Genomic DNA, 8,825 nt, shown 5'->3' on the forward strand with positions numbered 1-8,825 from the left:
ACTCAGGAAGTCGCTCAGGGTGGCACCGTGCCGGGCCGGCCAGCCGGGCAGGTGGAAGTAGGCGTAGGCGGTGCCGACGTAGAGCAGGGTGGCGAGGACGGCGGCCCGGCGGCCCCGGAAGCGGCCGAGGGAGTACAGGGCGAACTGGACCATGGTCAGCTCGTGCAGCCAGCCCATCAGGCCGAGCGCCACGAGCAGCGGCACCCAGGGCGCCCTGCGCCGCAGGGCCAGGGTGGCGGCGCCGGCCGCGAGGACCAGGGTCGCGGTGACGCCGGTGAGGGAATTGTCGGCGCGGGCGAGCCCCGGCACGTCCAGGAGCATCAGGCCGAAGGCGCTGCCCGCGGCGACGACGTCCATGGCCCGGGGCTGCCCCGCCCACCGGTCCACGCGGCGGCGCAGCGCGCGGAGGGCGGGGATGCGGTCCATGCCGTCCATCATCCAGGGTCCTTCGGCCCGGCCCGGCGGACTTTCGTCACAAGTCGTGTGAGGTCACCCACTCCGGTACAAACGGGTGGGGCCCGGAACCGATTCCGGTCCCGGGCCCCACCCGTCGGCGTCCGGCGCCGCTACGCCTGCGGCAGCCGCTCCAGCTGTGCCTGGAGGCGGGCGATGTCCTCCTCCGCCTTGGCGAGGCGGGTGCGGATCTTGTCGACCACGTTGTCCGGGGCCTTGGCGAGGAAGGCCTCGTTGCCGAGCTTGCCCTCGGCCTGGGCCTTCTCCTTCTCGGCGGCGGCCAGGTCCTTCGCGAGGCGCTTGCGCTCCGCGGCCACGTCGATCGTGCCCGACAGGTCGAGGGAGACGGTGGCCCCGGCGACCGGCAGGGAGGCGGTGGCGGAGAAGCCCTCCTCCTCCGGCTGGAGCCGCAGCAGCTGCCGGATGGCGGCCTCGTGCGGGGCGAGCGCGGTGCCGTCGAGCTCGAGGCGGGCGGGGACCTTCTGGCCGGGCTGGAGGCCCTGGTCGGCGCGGAAGCGGCGGACCTCCGTGACGACCTGCTGAAGGTTGACGATCTCGGCCTCGGCCGCCTCGTCGCGGAAGCCCGAGTCCTGCGGCCAGTCCGCGATGACGACGGACTCACGACCGGTGAGCGTGGTCCACAGGGCCTCGGTGACGAACGGGACGATCGGGTGGAGCAGACGCAGCATGACGTCGAGGACCTCGCCGAGGACCCGGCCGGAGACCTTGGCCTGCTCGCCGCCGGCGAAGAACGTCGTCTTCGACAGCTCGACGTACCAGTCGAACACCTCGTCCCACGCGAAGTGGTAGAGGGCGTCGCTGAGCTTGGCGAACTGGTAGTCCTCGTAGTACGCGTCGACCTGGGCGACCGTCTTGTTGAGACGGGACAGGATCCACCGGTCGGTCGCGGACAGCTGCTCGACCGGGGGCAGGTCCCCCTCGATCGTGGCGCCGTTCATGAGCGCGAAGCGGGTCGCGTTCCAGATCTTGTTGGCGAAGTTGCGGGAGGCCTTGACCCAGTCCTCGCCGATCGGGACGTCGACGCCCGGGTTGGCGCCACCGGCCAGGGTGAAGCGGACGGCGTCGGAGCCGTACTCGTCCATCCAGTCCAGGGGGTTGACCACGTTGCCGAAGGACTTCGACATCTTCTTGCCGTTCTGGTCACGGACCATGCCGTGCAGGGCGATGGTGTGGAACGGCGGGGTGCCGTCCATCGCGTACAGACCGAACATCATCATCCGGGCGACCCAGAAGAAGAGGATGTCGTAGCCGGTGACCAGGACGGAGTTCGGGTAGAACTTCGCCAGGCTCTCGGTCCGCTCGGGCCAGCCGAGCGTGGAGAAGGGCCACAGGCCCGAGGAGAACCAGGTGTCGAGGACGTCGGAGTCCTGCTTCCAGCCCTCGGCCTCGGTGCCGGGCGGCTCCTCGTCGGGTCCGACGCAGACGACCTCGCCGTTGGGGCCGTACCAGACCGGGATGCGGTGACCCCACCACAGCTGGCGCGAGATGCACCAGTCGTGCAGGTTGTCGACCCAGTCGAAGTACCGCTTCTCCATCTCCTGCGGGTGGATCTTGACCTTGCCCTCGCGGACCGCGTCACCGGCGGCCTTGGCGAGGGGGCCGACCTTGACCCACCACTGCATGGACAGGCGCGGCTCGATGGTGGTCTTGCAGCGCGAGCAGTGGCCGACGGAGTGGACGTACGGCCGCTTCTCGGCGACGATCCGGCCCTCGGCGCGCAGGGCGGCGACGATGGCGGAGCGGGCCTCCAGGCGGTCCAGGCCCTCGAAGGGGCCGTGGACGGTGATGACCGCGCGCTCGTCCATGACGGCGATCGACGGCAGGTCGTGACGCTGGCCGATCTCGAAGTCGTTCGGGTCGTGGGCCGGAGTCACCTTGACGGCACCGGTGCCGAACTCGGGGTCGACGTGCGCGTCGGCGACGACCGGGATGCGGCGGCCGGTCAGCGGCAGCTCGATCTCGGTGCCGATGAGGTGCTGGTAGCGCTCGTCGTCGGGGTGGACGGCGACGGCGGTGTCACCGAGCATCGTCTCGGCGCGGGTGGTGGCGACGACGATCTCCGCGTCCCCGGAGCCGTACCGGATGGAGACGAGCTCGCCGTCGTCGTCCTGGTACTCGACCTCGATGTCCGAGATCGCGGTGAGGCAGCGCGGGCACCAGTTGATGATGCGCTCGGCGCGGTAGATCAGCTCGTCGTCGTAGAGCTTCTTGAAGATGGTCTGGACGGCCTGCGAGAGGCCTTCGTCCATGGTGAAGCGCTCGCGCGACCAGGCGACGCCGTCGCCGAGCCGGCGCATCTGGCCGGAGATCTGACCACCGGATTCGGCCTTCCACTGCCAGACGCGCTCGACGAAGGCCTCGCGGCCGAGGTCGTGGCGGGACTTGCCCTCCTTGGCGAGTTCGCGCTCGACGACGTTCTGCGTGGCGATGCCGGCGTGGTCCATGCCGGGCTGCCACAGCGTCTCGTAGCCCTGCATGCGCTTGCGGCGGGTCAGGGCGTCGATCAGCGTGTGCTCGAAGGCGTGGCCCAGGTGCAGGGAGCCGGTGACGTTGGGCGGCGGGATGACGATGGTGTAGGGCGGCTTGTCACTCTTCTCGTCCGCCTCGAAGTACCCGCGCTCCACCCAGCGCTCGTACAGCGCCCCCTCTACCTCGGCCGGCGCGTACTGGGTCGGCAGTTCGGTGGTGGGCGCTGTGTGCTGCTGAGTGTTCTCGGTCACGGGCCCAGTTTAGGGGTGCGGTGCCGGTGCCCCGAAACTCGATTGTTCGGTAACGGTGTGGGGCCCCGGCTCCCTCCGGGCGGCCGGCTTCCGCGAGGATGTCCGCTACGCATAAACATCCTGTGAGGGGAACCTGTCGATGAGCTTCAACCAGCCGGGGCCGTACGGCCAGCAGCCGCAGCAGCCCGGTCCCTACGGCCAGCCCGGCCCGTACGGCCAGCAGCCGCAGCAGCCGGGGCCGTACGGTCAGCCCCCGCAGGCGCCGCAGCCCGGTTACGGCTACCCGCAGCAGGCCCCGCAGGGCGTCCCCCCGCAGCAGCCGTACGGCGGCGGCTACCAGCAGCCGGGCCAGTACCCCCAGCAGCCCCCCTACGGCGCCCCCCAGCACCCCGGCGCCTTCCCCCCGCCCCCGACGGCCCCGAAGAAGTCGAAGACGGGCCTCGTCATAGGCGCGGTCGCGGTGGTCGCGGCGCTGGGTGTCGGGGCGTACTTCCTGTTCGGCGGCAGCGGCGGGAACGGGGCGGTGGCCGACGACACGAAGGGCTTCAAGATCACCCCGGCCGCGTCGGTGGGTGAGTACAAGAAGCAGGACTCCAAGGCGTCCTCGGGCGAGATGTCCGCCGACGACAAGGCGTCGGCGGAGCAGTACCTGGGCATCAAGAATCCGCAGAAGGCCTCCGCCTCGTACAGCAACAGCGCGCCCTCCAGCGCGCAGCTGCCCACGGGCAACGTGCTGACCCTGAACGGGATGTGGGGCGAGATCTCCGACCCGGAGAAGGCGATCGACGGCTACTTCCAGAAGATGAAGGAAGGCAGCGGCAAGGACGAGGAGATGAAGGCCGAGCTGGTGGGCAGCCCGACCGAGGTGACGCCCAGCGGTTTCTCGGGCGCCCTCATGAAGTGCCAGAACGCGAAGCTCACACCGAAGGCTTCGGCCTCCGGCCTGGCGGCCAAGTCGTTCGAGGTCCCGATCTGCGTCTGGGCCGACTACAGCACGATCGGCGGCGTGAACCTGATCAGGATGGAGCAGATCACCGGAGCGGGGCAGGCGGCCGGACAGGCGGAGGTCGCCGACCTCGCCGCGAAGCTCTACAGCACCTCGCGGTCCAAGGTCTGACCGGGCCGCCCGGTCTGACGGTACGACAGAGGGGGTCCCGCCTTCGGGCGGGACCCCCTCGCGTCGTGCGGTGCGGCCGTCAGGCCGACTTCTCGTGCCGCCCGTCGTTCTTCACGATCCGCGGCACCAGCGTCGGGTTCACGTTGTTCCGCACCACGTCCGCCGTGATGACCACGCGGGCCACGTCCTTGCGGGACGGGACCTCGTACATCACCGACTGGAGGACCTCCTCCATGATGGCGCGCAGGCCGCGCGCGCCCGTGCCGCGGAGGATGGCCTGGTCGGCGATGGCCTCCAGGGCGGGGCGGTCGAAGTCCAGTTCCACGCCGTCGAGTTCGAAGAGGCGCTGGTACTGCTTGACCAGCGCGTTGCGGGGCTCGACGAGGATCTTGAGGAGAGCCTCGCGGTCGAGGTTGTGGACCGAGGTGATGACCGGGAGGCGGCCGATGAACTCGGGGATCATCCCGAACTTCACCAGGTCCTCCGGCATGACCTCCTGGAACTGGTCGCTCGCCTCGATCTCGCGCTTGGAGCGGATGGTCGCCCCGAAGCCGATGCCCTTCGCGCCGGCGCGGGACTCGATGATCTTCTCCAGGCCGGCGAAGGCACCGCCCACGATGAACAGGACGTTCGTCGTGTCGATCTGGATGAACTCCTGGTGCGGGTGCTTCCGGCCGCCCTGCGGCGGGACGGAGGCGGTGGTGCCCTCCAGGATCTTCAGCAGGGCCTGCTGCACGCCCTCGCCGGAGACGTCGCGCGTGATCGACGGGTTTTCGCTCTTACGGGCGACCTTGTCGATCTCGTCGATGTAGATGATCCCGGTCTCGGCCTTCTTGACGTCGTAGTCGGCCGCCTGGATCAGCTTGAGCAGGATGTTCTCGACGTCCTCGCCGACGTAGCCGGCCTCCGTCAGCGCCGTCGCGTCGGCGATGGCGAACGGGACGTTCAGCATCCGGGCCAGGGTCTGCGCGAGCAGCGTCTTGCCGGAGCCGGTGGGGCCGAGCAGCAGAATGTTGGACTTCGCCAGCTCGATGGCGTCGTCACGGCCCTGCGCGCCGCCGTTCTCGCCGGCCTGGACGCGCTTGTAGTGGTTGTACACCGCGACCGAGAGGGCCTTCTTCGCGGGCTCCTGCCCGACGACGTAGCCCTCGAGGAACTCGTAGATCTCGCGGGGCTTGGGGAGCTCCTCCCACCGCACCTCGCTCGTCTCGGCGAGTTCTTCCTCGATGATCTCGTTGCAGAGGTCGATGCACTCGTCGCAGATGTACACACCGGGTCCTGCGATGAGCTTCTTCACCTGCTTCTGGCTCTTTCCGCAGAACGAGCACTTGAGCAGGTCGCCGCCATCACCGATGCGTGCCACGAGGTGCTTCCCCTATCGCCTGGGAGCGCTTGGTTCAGCGACTCCTGGTGCCTCATATTCGACGGTACCTTGCCGGGCCCCCCGTTCGGGCCCCCCTTGGCACGGTTCACATGGTCGCGATTCGGCCACGTGAGCCGATGCGGGCCGTGCGGACCGTGCTCAAGGGAACGTCGAGCGTCAGGCTGCCGAGGCGGCCGTGCTCTTGCGGGTCGAGACGATCTGGTCGACGAGACCGTAGGCGAGGGCGTCCTCGGCCGTCAGGATCTTGTCGCGCTCGATGTCGTCGCGGATCTTCTCGATCGGGGTCGAGGAGTGCTTGGCCAGCATCTCTTCGAGCTGGCTGCGCATCCGCAGGATCTCGTTGGCCGCGATCTCCAGGTCGGAGAGCTGCTCACGGCCGGTGCCGCCCGAGGGCTGGTGGATGAGCACGCGGGCGTTCGGCAGGGCCATCCGCTTGCCGGGGGTGCCGGCGGCGAGCAGCACGGCCGCGGCGGAGGCCGCCTGGCCCATGCAGACCGTCTGGATGTCGGGCTTCACGAACTGCATCGTGTCGTAGATGGCCGTCAGCGCGGTGAAGGAGCCACCGGGGCTGTTGATGTAGATGGAGATGTCGCGGTCCGGGTCCATCGACTCCAGGCACAGCAGCTGCGCCATGACGTCGTTGGCGGAGGCGTCGTCGATCTGCACGCCGAGGAAGATCACGCGCTCCTCGAACAGCTTCGCGTAGGGGTCGTACTCGCGGATGCCCTGCGAGGTGCGCTCGACGAAGCGCGGGACGACGTAGCGGTTGTCCATGGGCGCGCCGGTGTAGAGGCCGCTCGCGGAGAGGTTGTTCTGCATCTGGGTGTTCACCGTCCTGGTGGCGTTCGGTGGGCTGGGGCTGTTGAGCGGGCGGGCGGGGCTCAGGCGCCCGTACCGCCACCGCCCGGAACGCCCGAAGCGGCGGAGATGATCTCGTCGATGAGGCCGTACTCCTTGGCCTCCTCCGCCGTGAACCAGCGGTCGCGGTCACCGTCGCGGATGATCGCCTCGACGGTCTGGCCGGAGTGGCGCGCGGTGATCTCGGCCATGCGCTTCTTGGTGCGCAGGAGGTACTCGGCCTGGATCTTGATGTCCGAGGCGGTACCGCCGATGCCGGCGGAGCCCTGGTGCATCAGGATGTCGGTGTTCGGCAGGGCGAAGCGCTTGCCGGCCGTACCGCCGGTGAGCAGGAACTGGCCCATGGAGGCCGCCATGCCCATACCGATGGTCACCACGTCGTTCGGGATGTACTGCATGGTGTCGTAGATCGCCATGCCGGCCGTCACCGAGCCGCCGGGGCTGTTGATGTAGAGGTAGATGTCCTTCTCCGGGTCGGCGGCCAGGAGCAGCATCTGCGCGGTGATCTTGTTGGCGATCTCGTCGTCGACCTGCTGGCCGAGGAAGATGATGCGCTCGCCGAGCAGCCGGTTGTAGACATGGTCGCCGAGGCCGCCACCGATGGACGGCTCACCCGCGGCGTAAGGCTTCAGATTCGTCACGTATCCACCTGCTCGTCTCCGACGGCCCCGGGCCGTCTCAGCGTCTCGTTCTGAGGGCAGTGCCCCCGTATTCATGGACCCTAACGCGCAGGTAGGACAACGCCATCCCGGTTCCCGAACTGTTCGCTGGGAGCGCAAGGTAGTTGGAGGTGCGGGAGGGGCCCCGGGACGTCCACGGGCCCGGCCGCACTCATGTGCGTCCGGGCCCGTGGCAGGGAGTTCGGCGGGCGGCGCGAGGCCGTCCGGTGCGCCTTACTTCTCCTCGGAGACCTCGGCCTCGCCGGCGGCGGCCTCGGCGGTCTCGGTCTCGTCCTCGTCGTCGGAGAGGTCCACGACCTCGCCGTTGGTGTCGACGACCTTGGCGGCCTCGACGACGACCGCGAGGGCCTTGCCGCGGGCGACCTCGCCGACGAGCATCGGCACCTGGCCGCCCTGGGCCACGGCCTGGGCGAACTGGTCGGGGCTCATGCCGGAGGAGGCAGCACGGCGGAACAGGTGCTCGGTGAGCTCCTCGCGGGAGACGTCGAGCTTCTCCTTGTTGACGAGCTCATCGAGGATGAACTGCGTCTTGATGCCCTTCTCGGCCTGCTCCTTGGTCTCGGCCAGGAACTCCTCCTCGGTCTTGCCCTGGATCTCCAGGTACTTCTCGAGGGTGAGGCCCATCTGGCCGAGCTGGTGGTGCTCCAGGTTGTGCTTGCGGGTGTTGATCTCGTCCTCGAGAAGCTTCTCGGGCATCGGGACCTCGACCAGCTTGAGGAGCTCGTCCAGGACGCGCTCCTGGGCCTGGGTGGCCTGGTCGAACTGCTTCATGTTCTCGAGGCGCTTGCGGCTGTCCGCCTTGAGCTCCTCGAGGGTGTCGAACTCCGACGCCATCTGCGCGAAGTCGTCGTCGAGCTCGGGGAGCTCACGGGCGGCGACGGCGGTGACCTTGACGGTGACCTCGGCGTCCTTGCCCTCGGCGGAGCCGCCCTTCAGCTGCGAGGTGAAGGTGGCCTCGCCGCCGGCCTCCAGGCCCTTGACGGCCTCGTCGATGCCGTCGAGCAGCTCGCCGGAACCGATGGTGTACGAGACGCCCTCGGCGACACCGTCGGGCAGGACCTCGCCGTCGACCTTGGCCTCGAGGTCGATGGTGACGACGTCGCCGTCCTGGGCGGCGCGCTCGACCGGGGAGGTCGAGGCGAAGCGCTCGCGGAGCTGCTCCACGGACTTCTCGACGTCCTCGTCGGTGACCTCGACGGCGTCGACGGTGACCTCGATGCCGGAGTAGTCCGGGATCTCGAGGGCCGGGCGGATGTCCACCTCGGCGGTGAAGGCCAGCAGCTCGCCGTCCTTCAGCTCGGTGATGTCGACCTCGGGCTGGCCCAGCGGGTTGACCTCGGCCTCGTTCACGGCCTCGCTGTAGAACTTCGGAAGCGCGTCGTTGACGGCCTCCTCCAGCACGGCGCCCCGGCCGAAGCGCTGGTCGATCACGCGAGCCGGGATCTTGCCCTTGCGGAAGCCCTTGACCGTGACCTGCTGGTTGATCTTCTTGTACGCCGCGTCGAGGCTGTCCTTGAGCTCCTCGAAGGGCACCTCGACAGTGAGCCGAACCCGGGTCGGGTTCAGGGTCTCCACGGCGCTCTTCACGGTTC

6 protein-coding genes and 1 pseudogene are annotated in these 8,825 nt (G+C 69.0%); 1 reads left to right on the plus strand and 6 read right to left on the minus strand.

The window, feature by feature from the left end; translation table 11 throughout:
* Positions 1-426 (minus strand): annotated as a pseudogene (locus RIF68_RS17615) (histidine kinase); the annotation flags it as partial.
* Positions 427-566: 140 nt separating this feature from the next.
* On the minus strand, positions 567-3,194 hold the full coding sequence (locus tag RIF68_RS17620; protein WP_309052221.1) for a valine--tRNA ligase: 2,628 nt from the start codon (positions 3,192-3,194) through the stop codon (positions 567-569).
* Between the two features lie 139 nt (positions 3,195-3,333).
* Here RIF68_RS17620 and RIF68_RS17625 point away from each other — a divergent pair, with 139 nt between their 5' ends.
* The gene (locus tag RIF68_RS17625) at positions 3,334-4,311 is read left to right on the plus strand and encodes a hypothetical protein (protein ID WP_309052222.1); all 978 of its coding nucleotides are present in this window, start codon (positions 3,334-3,336) and stop codon (positions 4,309-4,311) included.
* A gap of 79 nt (positions 4,312-4,390) precedes the next feature.
* Here the strand turns inward: RIF68_RS17625 and clpX are convergent, their stop codons facing one another.
* The 4 genes from clpX to tig form a co-directional block, all read right to left on the minus strand.
* Entirely contained in the window at positions 4,391-5,674 is a 1,284-nt protein-coding gene (gene clpX, locus RIF68_RS17630) for an ATP-dependent Clp protease ATP-binding subunit ClpX (protein ID WP_030494070.1), read from the minus strand.
* A gap of 177 nt (positions 5,675-5,851) precedes the next feature.
* On the minus strand, positions 5,852-6,514 hold the full coding sequence (locus tag RIF68_RS17635; protein ID WP_309052223.1) for an ATP-dependent Clp protease proteolytic subunit: 663 nt from the start codon (positions 6,512-6,514) through the stop codon (positions 5,852-5,854).
* A 62-nt stretch (positions 6,515-6,576) separates the two neighbouring features.
* Positions 6,577-7,194 carry an ATP-dependent Clp protease proteolytic subunit gene (locus RIF68_RS17640; RefSeq protein ID WP_309052224.1) on the minus strand — a complete coding sequence of 206 codons (618 nt, stop codon included), beginning with the start codon at positions 7,192-7,194 and terminating at the stop codon, positions 6,577-6,579.
* A gap of 252 nt (positions 7,195-7,446) precedes the next feature.
* Entirely contained in the window at positions 7,447-8,820 is a 1,374-nt protein-coding gene (gene tig / locus RIF68_RS17645) for a trigger factor (protein ID WP_309052225.1), read from the minus strand.
* Between the last annotated feature and the right edge of the window lie 5 nt (positions 8,821-8,825).

It is taken from the genome of Streptomyces sp. (assembly GCF_031178505.1).
Lineage (GTDB): Bacteria > Actinomycetota > Actinomycetes > Streptomycetales > Streptomycetaceae > Streptomyces > Streptomyces gulbargensis.

Excerpts from the sequence above, each read along its gene's own strand:
- RIF68_RS17625 (WP_309052222.1), top strand. The coding sequence starts at position 3,334 with ATGAGCTTCAACCAGCCGGGGCCGTACGGCCAGCAGCCGCAGCAGCCC.
- RIF68_RS17635 (WP_309052223.1), bottom strand. The coding sequence starts at position 6,514 with ATGCAGAACAACCTCTCCGCGAGCGGCCTCTACACCGGCGCGCCCATG.